The organism is Streptomyces sp. NPDC047079, from assembly GCF_040643755.1.
Lineage (GTDB): Bacteria > Actinomycetota > Actinomycetes > Streptomycetales > Streptomycetaceae > Streptomyces.
Genome location: NZ_JBEYUZ010000009.1, coordinates 136,904 through 151,894, shown reverse-complemented (window position 1 = coordinate 151,894; position 14,991 = coordinate 136,904). Strand labels below are relative to the sequence as shown.

Annotated in this window: 10 protein-coding genes; 7 read left to right on the top strand and 3 right to left on the bottom strand. The window is 73.9% G+C overall.

The window, feature by feature from the left end:
* Positions 1 to 89 precede the first annotated feature (89 nt).
* On the top strand, positions 90 to 1,937 hold the full coding sequence (locus ABZ823_RS15095; RefSeq protein WP_361659333.1) for an HSP90 family protein: 1,848 nt from the start codon (positions 90 to 92) through the stop codon (positions 1,935 to 1,937).
* Positions 1,934 to 4,819, top strand: a complete 2,886-nt coding sequence (locus ABZ823_RS15090; RefSeq protein ID WP_361659064.1) for a tetratricopeptide repeat protein — start codon at positions 1,934 to 1,936, stop codon at positions 4,817 to 4,819. Before ABZ823_RS15095 ends, ABZ823_RS15090 begins: the two co-directional genes overlap by 4 nt.
* A gap of 235 nt (positions 4,820 to 5,054) precedes the next feature.
* Here ABZ823_RS15090 and ABZ823_RS15085 read toward each other — a convergent pair whose 3' ends face one another.
* Complete coding sequence (locus ABZ823_RS15085) at positions 5,055 to 6,869, bottom strand: DAK2 domain-containing protein (RefSeq protein ID WP_361659330.1); 1,815 nt, start codon at positions 6,867 to 6,869, stop codon at positions 5,055 to 5,057.
* A 312-nt stretch (positions 6,870 to 7,181) separates the two neighbouring features.
* Between ABZ823_RS15085 and rpmB the strand changes: the two genes are divergently transcribed.
* The 3 genes from rpmB to ABZ823_RS15070 all read left to right on the top strand — a co-directional run bounded on the left by rpmB (position 7,182) and on the right by ABZ823_RS15070 (position 11,834).
* On the top strand, positions 7,182 to 7,367 hold the full coding sequence (gene rpmB / locus ABZ823_RS15080; protein ID WP_003993230.1) for a 50S ribosomal protein L28: 186 nt from the start codon (positions 7,182 to 7,184) through the stop codon (positions 7,365 to 7,367).
* 148 nt (positions 7,368 to 7,515) lie between these two features.
* Positions 7,516 to 10,596, top strand: a complete 3,081-nt coding sequence (locus tag ABZ823_RS15075) for a BTAD domain-containing putative transcriptional regulator (RefSeq protein WP_361659062.1) — start codon at positions 7,516 to 7,518, stop codon at positions 10,594 to 10,596.
* Positions 10,597 to 10,631: 35 nt separating this feature from the next.
* Complete coding sequence (locus ABZ823_RS15070; protein ID WP_361659059.1) at positions 10,632 to 11,834, top strand: FAD-dependent monooxygenase; 1,203 nt, start codon at positions 10,632 to 10,634, stop codon at positions 11,832 to 11,834.
* Positions 11,835 to 11,887: 53 nt separating this feature from the next.
* Here ABZ823_RS15070 and ABZ823_RS15065 read toward each other — a convergent pair whose 3' ends face one another.
* Positions 11,888 to 12,853, bottom strand: a complete 966-nt coding sequence (locus tag ABZ823_RS15065; protein WP_361659056.1) for a thiamine-phosphate kinase — start codon at positions 12,851 to 12,853, stop codon at positions 11,888 to 11,890.
* 207 nt (positions 12,854 to 13,060) lie between these two features.
* Here ABZ823_RS15065 and ABZ823_RS15060 point away from each other — a divergent pair, with 207 nt between their 5' ends.
* A complete protein-coding gene (locus tag ABZ823_RS15060; protein ID WP_210889534.1) occupies positions 13,061 to 13,294 on the top strand; it encodes an Lrp/AsnC ligand binding domain-containing protein in 234 nt (77 codons plus the stop codon).
* A gap of 20 nt (positions 13,295 to 13,314) precedes the next feature.
* A complete protein-coding gene (locus tag ABZ823_RS15055) occupies positions 13,315 to 13,797 on the top strand; it encodes a DUF3515 domain-containing protein (RefSeq protein ID WP_361659052.1) in 483 nt (160 codons plus the stop codon).
* A 15-nt stretch (positions 13,798 to 13,812) separates the two neighbouring features.
* Here the strand turns inward: ABZ823_RS15055 and ABZ823_RS15050 are convergent, their stop codons facing one another.
* Positions 13,813 to 14,970, bottom strand: coding sequence for a D-alanine--D-alanine ligase family protein (locus ABZ823_RS15050; RefSeq protein WP_361659049.1), 1,158 nt, complete (start codon positions 14,968 to 14,970; stop codon positions 13,813 to 13,815).
* Positions 14,971 to 14,991: the final 21 nt, after the last annotated feature.

Sequence of the window (14,991 nt, the reverse complement as noted above, 5' to 3'; positions counted from 1 at the left end):
TCCTTCCGGCTCGCCCCCCGCGGTCACCGCCCCACCGGGACCGCCCGACCCCGCGCCGTCGACCATCCCCCACCCGCGGCGCCGTGACGATGGACTCCCAGACCTCACAGGCATCCCAGGCACCTCAGTCACCACAATCACCCCATACGTTCCAGGTCGACCTGCGTGGTCTGGTGGACCTGCTCTCCCATCACCTCTACTCCAGTCCCAAGGTCTATCTGCGCGAGCTGCTCCAGAACGCCGTGGACGCGATCACCGCCCGCCGCGCCGAGCAGCCGGACGCGCCGGCCGCGGTGCGGCTGTACGCGGACGGCGGCAGCCTGCGCGTCGAGGACACGGGCATCGGGCTCACCGAGTCCGATGTGCACAGCCTGCTCGCCACCATCGGGCGCAGCTCCAAGCGGGCCGAAGGGCTCCAGGAGGCCCGCTCCGGCTTCCTCGGGCAGTTCGGCATCGGGTTGCTGGCGTGTTTCGTGGTCGCCGAGCGCATCCGGGTCGTCAGCCGCAGTGCCCGCACACCGGACGCGGCGCCCGTGGAGTGGACGGCCGCCGACGACGGGTCGTACGTCGTGCGGACGCTGCCGCCGGACGCCCGCCCCGAACCCGGCACCACGGTGCATCTGGTGGCGCGTCCCGGTGCCGCGGACTGGCTCTCTGCGGACCGGGTGCGGTCCCTGGCGCGGGACTTCGGTTCGCTGCTGCCGTACGACGTCCGGGTGGGCGATGAGCCGGTCACGGAACTGCCGGCGCCCTGGGACCGCGCGTACGCCTCCCCCTCCGCCCGGAGGGTGGCCCTGGCGCGCCACTGTCACGACCTGTTCGGTTTCACCCCGCTGGACTCGATCGACCTGGACGTGCCGCTCGCCGGGATACGCGGAGTGGCCTATGTGCTGCCGAGCGCGGTCAGCCCCGCGCAGCGGGCGAGCCACCGCGTGCACCTGAAGGGCATGCTGCTGACGGAGCGGGCCGAACAGCTGCTGCCCGACTGGGCGTTCTTCGTGCGCTGTGTGCTCGACACGGACAGTCTGCGGCCCACGGCCTCCCGAGAGTCGCTGTACGAGGACGAGACGCTGGCGGCCGTGCGGGAGGCCCTCGGGGAGCGCATACGGTCCTGGCTGTCGACGCTCGCGGCCGGTGACCCCGAGCGTCTCGCCGCCTTCCTGTCCGTGCACCACCTGGGAGTGAAATCGCTCGCGCGCCACGACAGGGAGATGCTGCGCACGATGCTGCCATGGCTCCCCTTCGAGACGACGGACGGGCGGCTGTCTCTGGAGGAGTTCGCACAGCGGCACCCGATCGTGCACTTCACGCGGACGGTGGAGGAGTACCGTCAGGTCGCGCCGATCGCGTCCGCGCAGGGCGTCGGAGTGGTCAACGGCGGCTACACGTACGACAGCGAGCTGGTGGAGGCGCTGCCGTCGGTGCGCCCGGGGACGGTGGTCGCCGAGTTGGACGCGGACACCGTGACCGCGCACCTGGACGCGGTCGACCCGGCCGAGGAGCTGGCCCTGTCGGCCTTCCTGGGAGCCGCGCGCGCCACTCTCGACCCGCTGGGCTGCGACGTCGTCCTGCGCGCGTTCCACCCCCTGTCCGTGCCCGCGCTGCACCTGGACGACCGGGCGGCCCGCCATGAGCAGGCACGCGCGGAGGCCGAGGAGCAGGCCGACGACCTGTGGGCGGGCATCCTCGGCTCACTGCGCGGCAGGGCTCCACGCGCGCGTCTGGTTCTCAACCACCTCAACCCGCTGATCCGCAGGATCAGTTCCCTGCGCGACGCGGAGCTGATCGGCACCGCCGCGGAGTCCCTCTACGGACAGGCCCTGCTGATGGCCCAGCGCCCGCTGCGGCCGGCGGACTCCGCGCTGCTGAACCGCGCGTTCATCGGCCTGCTCGAATGGGCCACCCACACCAACTCCCCCAAGGACGGCTCCCGATGAGCCAGGTCGTCGACTTCGACTCGCTGCGCCGGGCGATGGTGGACAACTACGAGCAGCCGGAGGGCCCGGCGCGCAACGCGCGCGCGGAGCAGCTGCTCGTGGAGGCGGAGAAGCTGAACATCCCGCTGGCCGTGATCGAGGCGCTCGGGCACCAGCTGAAGGTCTACAACTACAGCTCCGAGAAGGACAAGATGTTCGTCCCCTTCGCGCGTCTGCTGCGCATGTGGGACGAACGCCCCGAGGACTTCGACGAGTACGAGACGCACTCGCTGCACTGGGTCTTCAAGTGGATGTCGGCGGGAATGCTGGGCCAGCCGCACATCCCGCTCGCCTCCATGGAGAAGTGGCTCGGCGAGATGGAGCATCGCTACCGGCTCGCCGGCCACTCCGAACGGGCCGTGCGCAGCGCCGAGTTCAGTGTCGCCGCACACATCGGGGACCTGGCGCGGGCCGAACGGGCGTACGCCGCATGGCTGGCCGCCGACCGCGACGAGATGGCCGACTGCCACGCGTGCGAGCTGCACGACCAGGGGTGGTGGCAGGCGCGCAAGGGTGAGGCCGAGCGGGCGCTGGAGCTGTGGCGGCCGGTGCTGGACGGCGAGCACGTGTGCGCGCACGAACCGCACGCCGTGCTGGCCTCCTCCCTGCTGCCGCTGCTGCGCCTCGGCCGCCTGGACGAGGCACGGGCCCACCACCTGCGCGGGTTCCGGCTCGTGCGGAGCATGGAGAGCATGCGCGGCTCGTACGCCGACCACGTGGAGTTCTGCGCGCTGACCGGCAACGAGGCCCGCGGCCTGGAGCTCCTGGCCGAGCGGCCGGCGTACTTCACGGACTCCGGGGAGCCGCGCAGCAAACTGGACTTCCTGGCCGTGGTGACCCTGCTGATGGACCGGCTGGTCGAGCTGGGACTCGGCGAGCAGGCGGTGCCGGGCCCGGCGGGCCGGGAGTGGACGGCTCGCACACTCGCCGCCCACGCGCGCGGGGAGGCGCTGGCGCTCGCCGCCCGCTTCGACGCACGCAACGGGACGCCCTACGTCGGTGAGCGCACCCGGCGGCGGATGGACCGCCGTCCGCTGGTGGACCGGCTGCCGCTCGGCGTGCGGACGACCCGCCCCGCGCCCGCGCCCGCCCAGGTGGCCCACGCCCCCGTCCTGGAGCGGGACCTTCCGGCACTGCTCGCCGAGGCGCGGCGGCTGTCGGAGGCCCTGCACCCGGACGCCGTGGACGCGTGGGCCGCGGTGGCGCGCGCTGCGGAGGGTCCCGAGCTGGACCCCCGCGACCACGCGGACCTGGTCGACCACGAGGCGATCAGCCGGGGCCCGGCGGGCGCGGAGTCCTTCGAGCGCGCGGCCGAGCTGTACGCGGCGGCGGGCGACCCGGGTGAGGCGCTGGCGGCACGCGCGCGTGCCGCCTTCGTCCGTGCCCTGACCGGCGAGGCCGACCGGGCGCTTGAGGAGATCACCGGGCTTCGGCAGGAGGCTCTCGCCCTCTTCGAGGAGGGCGGGACGGGGGTGGGGCAGACGGCGTCCGTCCTGGTGGGGCGGGCCCGCATCCTGATGCGTGGGCTGGAGGAGGACGAGGGTTCCGCCGGGGCCGCCGAGGAGGCCGTGCGGGAGCTGCTGGCGTTCGCCGGGCCGCACACGGGCGAGACGCGTCTCGCCTCCCGGGCCGCGGAGGCCAGGGCCATGCTCGCCGAGCTGGCCGGGCGGGCCGGGGATGCGCAGGGGGCCGCGGAGCTGCTGGCGCGGGCGGCCGAGGAGTATGTGGCGGCGGGCCTGCCGTGGTTCGCGGTGGAGCACGAGGCACGGCTGGCTCACCTCGCGCGGCAGCTCGGTGACACGGAGAGCGCCGAACGGGCGGCCCGCGCGGCGCTGGAGCACGGCCAGGGGCTTCTGGAGCCCGTCGGGCAGGCGCAGCTGCACCTGGGGCTTGCGGAGGTGCTGAGTGCGTCGGGGCAGTCCGCGGAGGCCGCCGAGCACGCCCTGGAGGCCGCGCACTGGGCCGACGAGGCGGGCGAGGGCCCGACGCTGGGCGCGTGGGCGCGTCACCAGCTGGGCGGTTTGCTGCTGCGACAGGACCGGTTCGCGGAGGCGGCCGAGGTGCTGGAGTCGGCGCTGCCCGATCTGACCGCGCAGACGCACGGCGACGGGGCGATCGTGCAGACGCTGTGGTGGCTCGGCGACTGTCACACGGAGCTGGGCGAGCACCGCGCCGCCGCCGAGCGGTGGCTACGGGCCGCGGAGATCGCCCGGCACTGGCCGGAGCAGCGGGACCACGCCATGCTGGCGCATCTGGCCGCGGAGGCGCTGAGCCACGCGGAGCTGCCGACGGAGGCGGACCGGGCCTACTCCCGTGCCGCCGACCTGTGGCGCGACCTCGGCAACACCCACGGCCTGGTGCGCGCCCTTCGAGCCCGCGCCTGGCTCGCCGCGCGCGGGCAGGCGGGTCTGGACGCGGCGCGGGAGCTGATGGGTGAGGCCGCCCGGGTGTGCGAGTCCGGCTCGCCCGAGGACGACGAGGCGCGGGTCCGGCTGGTTACCGAACTCGGCCACACCCACCGCCAGTTCGGCGAGCTGATCGCCCGGTCGGCCGGTGAGGGCACGGACGAGGAGACGCCGCGCGCGGCCTTCGAGGAGGCGCTCGCGCACCTCACGGAGGCGGTCGCGGTCTTCGCGTCCCTCGGCGCGGGCGCCCTCGACCTCCGTACCGGCGCCGAGCTGGCAGCGGGATGGCTGGAGGCCGAACTCCACCGCCCGGACGCGGCGTCGGCACGGGCGCGTGCGGTGCTGTCGGCGTACGAGGGCGCGGACGGCGACGCCGAGCCGGTCCGGGCACGGCGCGCGGAGGCGGAACGGCTGCTGGAGGCGCAGCGGGAGCGGTGACGCCCTTGCCCGGTGCCCGTGGTCGCGGGCGGGCACCCGGCGCGCACCGGGCATGTGCGCACCGCTCCCGCGCCACGGCCGGCGGGGGCGCTGCCGCTGCCGGGGGCGCGCCGGACACACACAGGAGCGGGAGACACACAGGAGCGGGAGACACACTGCAGAGGGGACGGCCGCGGACCGGGCTCTGTCGGTCCGCGTCAGTTCGTCAGTCCACGTCAGTCCGGGTCCGTGATCGTCACTCCACGCCGATCAGCAGCAGCGGCCCCTGCCGGCCGCCCCGGTAGACCACCGTGTCGACGGCCAGGTACGACTCGCGCACCCGGGCCTCCAGATGCGCCGCGACCGCCTCCGGAGCCTCGTCGCCCAGGACCAGCGTGACCATCTCGCCTCCCGCCGCGAGCATGCGGTCCAGGACCGTCTCGGCGGTCGCCGTGACATCGGAGCCGATGACCGCGACGTCGCCGTCGATCAGCCCGAGGACGTCCCCGGCCTGGCAGATGCCCGCCATCGTCCAGGACTGGCGTTCGGCGACCGCCACCTCGGCGTACCGGGTCGCCCCGGCCGCCGACGTCATCGCCACGACGTCCTCGTCGAAGCGCCGTTCCGGCTCGTGGACGGCCAGCGCCGCGATCCCCTGCACCGCGGACCGGGTCGGGATCAGCGCCACCCGGACGCCCTCCGTACGGGCCTGCTCGGCCGCGGCGGCCGCGGTGTGGCGCAGGTCCGCGTCGTTGGGCAGCAGCACCACCTCGCGGGCGTGCGCCCGCCGTACCGCCTGCACCAGTTCCCCGCTCGCCGGCGGCTCCCCGGGCCGGGCGAGCACGGTGGTCGCCCCGGCCTCCTGGTAGAGACCGGCCAGCCCTTCTCCCGGCACGACCGCCACCACCGCGCGCTGGACCCGCTCGCGCGGCGGTCGTGCGGCACGCGTGGTGTGCACGTCCCCGGCGGCGAAGTGCGTGATCCGGATCCGGTACGGCCGCCCGGCCTCGAGGCCCGCCTCGACGGCGGCGCCCGCGTCGTCGACGTGCACATGGATGTTCCACAGCCCGTCCCCGCCGACCACGACCAGGGAGTCCCCGAGTGCGTCGAGCCGCTCCCGCAGCCGTGTCACGGCCCCGTCGTCGGCCTCCAGGAGGTAGATCACCTCGTAGGCGGGGCCGCCCCCGTCCTCCGGGGCGCCTGCGCACTCCTCGGAGTCGGCCCCGGTGTCGCCGTGCACGCGCGCGTAGGCATCGTCGCCGTCGTCCCCGCGCGCGTAGGCATCGTCGCCGTCCACGCGCGCGTGGACGTGGTCCCCTTTCACGCTCGCGCCGGCGCTGTCCGTCACACTCGTGCCGGTGTGTGCGGCGTCCGCGCGCGCGTGCACGCCGCGCCCCGGCCCGTCGAGGACGCGTGGTGCCTCCCCCGTGAACGTCTCCACCAGGGCGGCGAGCACCGCCACCAGGCCCCGGCCGCCCGCGTCGACCACACCGGCCCGCTCCAGGACCGCCAGCTGCCCGGGCGTCGCCGCGAGAGCGGCCCGCGCTCCGTCGTATGCCGCCCGGGCGACTTCGGCGCAGTTCTCCTCCGCTCCGATGGCCGCGTCCGCGGCGGCCGAGGCGACCGTCAGGACGGTGCCCTCCACGGGGTGGGCGACGGCCTCCCGGGCGGAGTCGGCCGCCCGCCGGAGAGCGAGCCGCAGCCCCCGGGCGTCGGTGTGAGCGGTCTCACCGTCGGCGGCGAGCACCTGGGCCATGCCGCGCAGGAGCTGCGCGAGGATCGTCCCCGAGTTGCCGCGGGCCCCGATGAGCGCGCCGTGCGCCATGGCCCGCACGGCGTCGGCGAGCGTCGGCCGCTGTGCGCCACCCGCCTCGTACCCGGCGAAGACGGCCTCGACGGCCGCGGCGGCCGACTCCACGGTCAGATACAGGTTCGTGCCGGTGTCCCCGTCGGCCACGGGATAGACGTTGATCGCGTCGATCTCCTCGCGCGCCCGTCCCAGCGCCTGGAGCGCGAGCGAGCACCAGGTGCGCACCGCGAGGGCATCCAATGGCTGCGGCACCTGCGCCACCTGCGCCTCCTTGAGCTGCTGCACGTGGGACGCAGCGTAGACCCCGAGCAGGTACGGACCGGAAGAGGGCCGGGGCGCCCGGCACCGGGGGCCTCGGCACGGTCGGCCCCGGGCCGGGGAACCGCTCCGGGCCCGGGCGAGGGTGCGGGGCGGCCGTGGTAGTTTCGTTGCACGGGCGCAGCCGTTGTATGCTGCTCCGGTTGCCCGATCCAAGTCGGGCTTATCCCCTGGCAGAGCCACTCAGATCCTATGATCTCGATCCCGGCATGCCGGGATCAACCGTAAGTGCATCTGAAGTCTTTGGAGTGACCCGTGGCTGCCAACTGCGACGTCTGCGGCAAGGGGCCGGGCTTCGGCAACAACATCTCGCACTCGCACCGCCGTACGTCCCGCCGCTGGAACCCGAACATCCAGCGTGTGCGTACCGTGGTGGGCGGGACGCCGAAGCGCGTGAACGCTTGCACCTCGTGCATCAAGGCCGGCAAGGTCTCGCGCTGACGTCCCTCCCCCAAACTCTCGGCTTCGCTCGAGCAGGGGGGACCCCCAAGCGCGCGGCCACCGCTGGTTCGCTGCAGAAAGCCGGTCCACTGGCGTGGACCGGCTTTCTGCTGTGCCCGCGCGACCGCCGCCTGCCAGAATCCGTCGCATGCGCTTCGGCATCCTCGGCCCCCTCGACATCCGCACCGAAGACGGCGCCCCCCTCGACCCCGGCGGCCCCCGCCCTCGCGCACTGCTGACGCTGCTGCTCCTGGACGCCGACCGGACCGTGTCCACGGAGCGCCTCGCCGACGGTCTGTACGGCGACGAGCCGCCCTCGGGCCGGGCCAACGCGCTCCAGTCGCAGATCTCCCGCCTCCGCAAGCGGCTGGCCCCGCACACTCGGATCGAGGCGACCGCCACCGGATACCGGCTCTGCGTCTCTCCCGAGAACGTGGACGTCCACCGCTTCGAGCGGCTCGCCCGGGAGGGCTCCTCGGCCCTGGCGGCCGGTGACCACGGCGGGGCCGTGGCCGTGCTGCGGGAGGCGCTCGGCCTGTGGCGCGGTCCCGCCCTCGCCGATCTTCCCGGCGCACCCGCCGCGCGGGTCCGCCTCGAAGAGCTGCGGCTGGCCGCCGTGCAGGACCGGGCCGAGGCGGACCTCGCGCTCGGCGCCGGCCCCCGCCTCGTGCCCGAGCTGCGTGAGCTGCTCGCCGCCCACCCGCTGAGCGAGCGGCTGTACGCGCTGCTGATGCGGGCCCTGCACGCGAGCGGAAGGTCCGCGGAGGCTCTCACGGTCTACGAGGAGGCCCGCCGCACGCTCGCCGAGGAACTCGGCGCCGACCCCTCGCCCGAGCTGTCCGGCCTGCACCAGGAGTTGCTGCGCGGCACGAGGCCCGCTCAGGGCGGTCGCCTGCCCGCCCAGCTGACCCGCTTTGTCGGGCGCGCCCAGGAACTCGCCCGCGTCCGCACGCTGCTCCTCTCGTCCGGCACCCGTCTGGTCACCCTCACCGGCCCGGGCGGCGCGGGCAAGACCCGCCTGGCGACGGAGGCGGCACGCACGTACGCCGAAGGCCGGGGCGACACTCGTACTGCCGACCCCGGCACAAGGGCCCGCACCACCACCCCCGACGTCCGCTTCGTCGAGCTCGCCCCCCTGACCGACGGCTCCCGGATCCCGTATGCGGTGCTGTCCGCGCTCGGTGTGCGCGAGGGGTTCCGGGGGCCCGCCGCCGACGCCGGCGAACGGCTGCTGGCCGCCTTGGAGGACCGGGAGCTGCTGCTGGTGCTCGACAACTGCGAGCACCTCGTGGAGGACGCGGCACGGCTGGCCTCGCTCGTCCTCGGCTCCTGCCCCGGCGTACGCATCCTGGCGACCGGACGCGAGGCCCTGGGCATCACCGGGGAGGTGCTGTGCCCCGTGCCGCCGCTGCCCCCGGAGCACGCGATGGGGCTCTTCCTGGACCGGGCACGGGCCGTACGCCCCGGCTTCGACGGGCACGCGCGCGTGGCGGACGTCTGCGCCGCGCTCGACGGGCTGCCGCTGGCCATCGAGCTGGCCGCGGCCCGGCTGCGCACACTGACCCCCGAGGAGCTGGCCGACCGCCTGGACGACCGGTTCCGGCTGCTGTCCCGGGGGGACCGCACCAAGGCGCCCCGGCACCGCACCCTGCGCGCGGTCGTGGAGTGGAGCTGGGACCTGCTGGACGACGAGGAGCGGGAGCTGGCCCGGCGGCTGTCCGTGTTCCAGGGTGGCGCCACGCTCCCCGCGGTAGAGGCGGTGTGCGGTGTGCCGTACCCGGAGGACCTCCTGGCGTCGCTGGCCGAGAAGTCGTTCCTCGAGGTGAGCGACGGGCGCTACCGGATGCTGGAGACCCTCCGCGCGTTCGCCGCCGAGCACCTCCTGGCGGCCGGTGAGCGTGAACGGCTGCGGGACGCGCACGCCGCGTACTTCCTGCGGCTGGCCGAGCGGGCGGAGCCGTACATCCGCGGCGGCGAACAGCTGACCTGGCTGGCCCGGCTGACCGCCGAGCACGGCAATCTGGATGCGGCCCTGCGCCATCTCGTGGCCACGGCTCCCGGGGAGGCGCTGCGGCTCATGGCTCACCTCTCGTGGTTCTGGCGGCTGCGCGGTCCGCACGGCGAACAGGTGCCCGTCGCCCGCGCGCTGCTGGCGGTGATAGGCGACGAACCTCCCGAGGGGCTCGCCGAGGAGTACGCCCTGTGCGCGATGAACACGGTCACCGGACGCGGCGACGACCCGGCGGAACCCGGTCGCCTCGCGCGCGTCTCCGAGATCCTGCGCGCCCTGGACCGGCCGCTGCGGCTGCCGTTCACGATGGTCCTGTGGGCGCTCTGCGGAGGCCCGTTGCTCTCCGCGGACACACAGCTCAGCGCCATGTGGCTCGGCGAGAACCCGTGGGGCCGCGCGCTGCTGGATCTGGGGCTCGCCTACCAGGCGCAGTTCGCGGGCCGCCCCGACGACTCCGAGGCCGCCTTCACCCGGTCCCTGGCCGGCTTCCGCGCGACCGGTGACCGCTGGGGCATGGCCAACTGCCTCGATCCGCTGGGCGGCTTCGCCGACGGGCGCGGTGAGTACGGGCGGGCGCTGGAACTGTTCGACGAGGGCCTGGCGCACGTCCGGGAGCTGGGGGCGCCCGAGGAGACCGCGGATCTGCTGCGCTCCCGGGGGACCGCGCTGCTGCACCAGGGCGACTTCGAGGGGGCGGCCGCGCACTTCGAGCAGTCGGCCGGCCTCGCCCGCGCCGCGGGTGTGCCCGACAAGGAGGCGTCCGCCCGCCGCGGCCTCGGTGATCTCGCCCGGCTGACCGGGGACACCGCCCACGCGCGCGTGGAGTACGAGAGGGCCCTTCAGGCGTGCGCGGCCAACTGGTTCAGCGTGGGAGAGAGCGTCCGCATCCTGATCGGGCTCGGCCGAACGGCGGCCGCCGAGGGGCGGACGGAGGAGGCCCGCGCCTGGTTGGGGCAGGCCGCCGGGCTCGCCGCGGAGGGGCCCGGCGTGCTGGAACTCGCGGCCGTGGCCGAGGCGTTGGCGTCGGTCGCCGAGTCCCCCGAGCGCGCGGCCGAGCTGCTCGGCGCCGCCACGGCCCTGCGGGGCGCGCCGCTGCCGGGCGACCCCGATGTCGTACGCACCGACCGGACCACCCGCGAAAGGCTGTCCCCCGAAGCCTACGAAGAGTCCTTCGACCAGGGACGACGTCTGCGGTCAGCGGCGGTCGGCGAACGGTAGGAGGACGGTCAGCGCCGTGGCCGAAGCTCCTGCCCATGACGAACACACCCGACCTCGGCCACCTCACCGTCCTCGTCTCCGGCGCCAGCGTCGCCGGACCCGCCGTCGCCCTGAACCTCGCCCGGTACGGCGCCCGCGTCACCGTCGTCGAGAAGGCGCCCGCCCTGCGCGAGGGCGGCTTCGCGGTCGACTTCCGTGGGCATGTGCACCGCAGGGTGCTGACCGCGATGGGCATCTGGGACGACATCCACGCCCACCAGACCCACATGGGCCGGCAGACCGTGGTGGGTGCCGACGGCACCCCGCGCGTGGACCTGCCGGCGGAGATGATCAGCGGTGATGTGGAGATCTTCCGCGGTGACCTCGCACGGATCATGTACGAGCGCACCAAGGACCGCGTGGAGTACGTGTTCGGCGACTCCATCGCCACCCTCAGCGACACCCCCGAAGGCGTCGACGTCACCTTCGAGCGGGGCGCGCCCCGCCGCTTCGACCTGGTCGTCGCCGCGGACGGGCTGCACTCGCGCACCCGGCGCCTGGTCTTCGGCGAGGAGTCCCGCCATCTGCGCTTCCTCGACCACTACGTGGCCGGCTTCGGCATCCCCAACCACCTGGGCCTGGACCGCACCGGGCGCCTCTACAGCGAGCCCGGCCGCGCGGTGGTCATCGCCAACTACGGGGGCGACCCGGACCGCGCGGGCGCCCTGCTCGTCTTCCGGTCCGAGCAGCTCGCGTACGACCGCCGGGACATCGCCGCGCAGAAGGGGATCCTCGCCGAGCGGTTCGCGGGGATGGGCTGGGAGACACCCGCGGTGCTGAAGGCCCTGGAGACGGCGGACGACCTGTACTTCGACGAGATCGCCCAGATCCACATCGACCGTCTGACCAAGGGGCGCGTGGTGCTCCTCGGGGACGCCGGATACGGCGCCACCATGGGCGGGATGGGCACCGGTGTGGCGGTCGTCGGCGCGTACGTCCTGGCGGGCGAACTCGCCCTCGCCCGCGGCGACCACCGCACGGCTCTGGCCGCGTACGAGGCACGGATCCGGGACTTCGCCAAGGGCTGCCAGAAGATCTCCGGCAACGCGGGCCCGTTCTTCGCGCCGGCGACCGAGCGGCGGATCCGCAGCCGGGACCGGATGTACCGGCTGCTGGCCTCGCGCCTCCTGGCGGGCTTCTTCAAGCGGCTGACGGAGAAGGCGGCGACGGACATCGAACTGCCGGCGTATCCCGCGTGACAGCCCCGGCGGTGCGCGGCGCGGGTGGCCCTGCCCCGTCGCCGCCCAAGCGGCTACGACTCGATGCCGCCGAAGTGGTCCCAGCCGCCCTTGCTGGTCCACGGCGCTCCGTCGACCGTCACCTGGGGCAGCGCGGAGGGGTTGAGGACCTCGCCGATCACCTTCCAGCGCGCGGGCAGCTTCACGTCCGGTGGGAAGGTCGCCACGATCGCGTGGTCCTCGCCGCCCGTGAGCACCCACTGGATGGGGTCGACGCCCACGGCCTGCCCGATGTCGTTCATCTGGGAGGGGATGTCGATGGCGCCCGAGCGGATGTCGATGCGCACCTTGCTGGCCTCGGCGATATGGCCGAGGTCGGCGATGAGCCCGTCGCTGACGTCGCACATCGCGGTCGCGCCGAGCCCGGCGGCGGCCGGTCCCGCATGGTACGGCGGCTCGGGGCGCCGGTGCGCCTCGACAAACGCCCGGGGCGAGCGGAAGCCGCGGGAGAGGACCGCGTGCCCGGCCGCGGACCAGCCGAGCCAGCCGGTGACGGCGACCATGTCGCCGGGTTGTGCGCCGGCCCGGGTGACGGGCTCGTGGTTGCGCAGATCACCGAGCGCGGTGATCGAGATCATGATGGTGTCTCCGCGTACGACATCGCCGCCCACCACGGCAGCGCCCGCGACCTGGCACTCGTCGCGCAGGCCGTCCATCAGCTCGGTGGGCCAGGTGACGGGCAGTTCGGCGGGGACGACGAGACCGAGCAGCAGGGCGGTGGGCACGGCGCCCATCGCGGCGATGTCCGCGAGGTTCTGCGCGGCCGCCTTGCGCCCGACGTCGTACGCCGTCGACCAGTCCCGGCGGAAGTGCCGGCCCTCCAGGAGGATGTCGGTGCTCGCCACCACCCGGCGGTCGGGGGCGGCCACCACCGCGGCGTCGTCGCCGGGGCCGAGCCGGACCGCCGGGGTGGTGGTGAGCCGCGAGGTGAGCTCCCTGATGAGCCCGAACTCGCCCAGCTCGCCCACGGTGCCCTTCATCGTCGTACGTCCCCTTCTCTTGCCTGCCGCGCCCGGTCGCGAGCCCTCGTGGTCGCCCGGTACGGTCGAGTCGACCGTCAACTTGTGTCGCGGGAGTTCCCCGGCGCTCACGCCACAGCCCCCGGGGGTCTCCCCGCGGCAAGCGGCGGCGCGATACCGTGGCGTCCCTTCTCCCCACATGATCCTCGTGGCCGCCCTGGAGGTTCCGTGGTACAGGCGTACATCCTGATCCAGACGGAGGTCGGCAAGGCGTCGACCGTCGCCGAGACGATCAGCAAGATCCCTGGGGTCATCCAGGCCGAGGACGTGACCGGTCCCTATGACGTCATCGTGCGCGCCCAAGCCGACACCGTCGACGAACTGGGTCGCATGGTGGTCGCGAGGGTCCAGCAGGTGGACGGGATCACCCGCACCCTGACCTGCCCGGTGGTGCACCTGTAGCCCCCGTCTACCCTTGGCCGGTGAACTTCTTCCGTCACCGGCTCCTCGGACTGCCCGCCCTCGCCCTGCTGATCGCCGCGGCGGGCTGTTCCTCACGTGACGGCAGCCCCTCGGCGGCGGTTCCCAGCCCGGACGCGAAGGTCACGCAGCTGTGCCGGAACCTGGACAAGGTGCTGCCGCGGAAGGTGGACGGCCTCGAGCGGAACGATCCCGAGCCCCGGTCCGCACTGACGGCGGGCTGGGGAAGCCCGGCGATCATACTGCGCTGCGGCGTGGCGAGGCCCGCGCAGATGGACGACGCCGAGGCCGACGGCGTGGAGGTCGACCGAGTGGGCTGGCTCCTTCAGAAGCGGGACGACGGCTCGTTCCTCTTCACCACCACGCTGCGCCAGGCATATGTCGAGGTGAGCCTGCCCAAGGAGCGCACGGGGGCCGGGGTGGCTCCGCTCGTCGGTCTGGCGCCCGCCGTCAGGAAGGCGATCCCCGAGGGGATCGCCGACTGAGGGGCCTTCCCGGTGCTACCGCAGGCCCGTTGACCGGTGCAGCGCGCCCTGGATCAGGCGGTCCACCAGCTCGGGGTAGCTGATGCCGCTCGCCTGCCACATCTGCGGGTACATGGAGATCGGCGTGAAACCGGGCATCGTGTTGATCTCGTTGATCACGAACTTCCCGTCCTCGGTGAGGAAGAAGTCCGCGCGGACCAGGCCCTCGCAGGACGCGGCCTCGAACGCCTGCACGGCGAGCCGCTGGACCTCGGCGGTCTGCTCGTCGGTCAGCGGCGCGGGCACGATGCCGGGGGTCGAGTCGATGTACTTGGCCTCGAAGTCGTAGTACGCGTGCGTGTCCGGCGGCGGGATCTCGGCCGGCACCGAGGCGCGCGGGCCGTCCTCGAACTCGAGGACACCGCACTCGATCTCGCGCCCCCGGATCGCGGCCTCCACGAGGATCTTGGGGTCGTGCCGCTGGGCCTCCGCGATCGCCTCGTCGAGCCCCGAGAGGTCGTCGACCTTGGTGATGCCGATCGACGAACCCGCGCGCGCGGGCTTCACGAACAGCGGCAAGCCGTGCTCGCCGGCGAAGTCCACGATCTTCTTGCGGGCGGCGGACTGGTCGCGCTCCCACTCGCGCGGGCGGACCACCACATACGGGCCGACCTCCAGCCCGAACGAGGTGAACACGCGCTTCATGTACTCCTTGTCCTGGCCGACGGCGGAGGCGAGGACTCCGGAGCCCACGTACGGCACACCGGACAGCTCCAGCAGGCCCTGGAGGGTGCCGTCCTCGCCGTAGGGGCCGTGCAGCACCGGGAAGACGACGTCGACTTCGCCCAGTGCCTTGGGCACCGAACCGGGCTCGCTGTAGACGACTTCGCGGCTCGTGGGGTCGACGGGCAGGACGACGCCGCCCTCGTGCGACTCGGCGAGCTCCTCGACGCTGGGCGTACGGCGGTCGGTGATCGCCATCCGCTCGGGCTCGTCGGCGGTGAGCGCCCAACGGCCGTCCCGGGTGATGCCGATCGGCAGGACGTCGTACTTCGTCCGGTCGATGGCGCTCAGCACGGCACCGGCCGTGACCACGGAGATGCCGTGTTCCGAGCTGCGGCCGCCGCAGACGACGGCGACGCGCGGCTTGCGAGGGGGCTGCCCAGGGCTCTGGGGGAGGTTCTCGGTGCTCATATCGCGATGAGAGTACCCGGT

Coding starts and splice junctions, on each gene's coding strand:
- ABZ823_RS15095 (WP_361659333.1), top strand. CDS start 90: ATGGACTCCCAGACCTCACAGGCATCCCAGGCACCTCAGTCACCACAA.
- ABZ823_RS15090 (WP_361659064.1), top strand. CDS start 1,934: ATGAGCCAGGTCGTCGACTTCGACTCGCTGCGCCGGGCGATGGTGGAC.
- ABZ823_RS15075 (WP_361659062.1), top strand. CDS start 7,516: ATGCGCTTCGGCATCCTCGGCCCCCTCGACATCCGCACCGAAGACGGC.
- ABZ823_RS15070 (WP_361659059.1), top strand. CDS start 10,632: ATGACGAACACACCCGACCTCGGCCACCTCACCGTCCTCGTCTCCGGC.
- ABZ823_RS15065 (WP_361659056.1), bottom strand. CDS start 12,853: ATGAAGGGCACCGTGGGCGAGCTGGGCGAGTTCGGGCTCATCAGGGAG.
- ABZ823_RS15050 (WP_361659049.1), bottom strand. CDS start 14,970: ATGAGCACCGAGAACCTCCCCCAGAGCCCTGGGCAGCCCCCTCGCAAG.